The sequence below is a fragment of the Streptomyces sp. DH12 genome (assembly GCF_020873895.1).
Taxonomy (GTDB): domain Bacteria; phylum Actinomycetota; class Actinomycetes; order Streptomycetales; family Streptomycetaceae; genus Streptomyces.
The window spans coordinates 1-550 of the sequence record NZ_JAHWGT010000597.1 but is presented as its reverse complement, the minus strand read 5'-3'; the positions used below and the strand labels follow the sequence as shown (position 1 = coordinate 550).

Below are 550 nucleotides of genomic sequence, written 5' to 3'. Positions count from 1 at the left end.
GACCCTTGAGGTAGGGGTCGTCGGGCAGCGAGGTGTGCAGCAGCTCGTCGGCGACGGTGATCTTCGTGTACGCCAGCAGCACCGCCGTCTCCGGCCCGGTCAGGCCCTGCCCGGTGGCGAGCCGCTCGCGGATCTGCCGGTCGGTGGGCAGGAACTCCAGCGCCCGGTCCAGGTCGCCGCGAAGGTGTCCTGGAAGCGCTCGCGGGCGTCGTCGCCGAGGTAGTCCACCCCGCCGCCGGGCGCCTGCGGCATGCGCAGGCCGAAGTCGTAGATGTAGGCGACACTGCGGTCGTCGCACCGCAGTTCGTACGGCCGCTCGTCGACGACCTCGACGCCGAGACGCTGCAGCACGGGCAGCACCGCGGACAGGGAGACGGCCTCGGTCGTGCGGTAGATCTTGAAGCGGCGCTCGTCGGGGGCCGCGCCCACCGGCTCGTACAGGCTGAGCGCGAAGTTCCGCTCCTCGTCCAGCTCCTCGAGGCGCACCAGGTCGGCCACGGCGCTGCGCGGGGAGTGGTCGGCCTTGTAGCCCTCGGGGAAGGCTCCGGCG

1 protein-coding gene and 1 pseudogene are annotated in these 550 nt (G+C 72.4%); both read right to left on the bottom strand.

Annotation, left to right across the window (positions count from 1 at the left end):
* A partial coding sequence (locus tag LPA54_RS43085; RefSeq protein WP_368857894.1) for a hypothetical protein occupies positions 1 to 82 on the bottom strand: 82 nt, incomplete at its 3' end.
* Positions 62 to 550 (bottom strand): annotated as a pseudogene (locus LPA54_RS35980) (hypothetical protein); the annotation flags it as partial. The gene LPA54_RS43085 and the pseudogene LPA54_RS35980, both read right to left, overlap by 21 nt.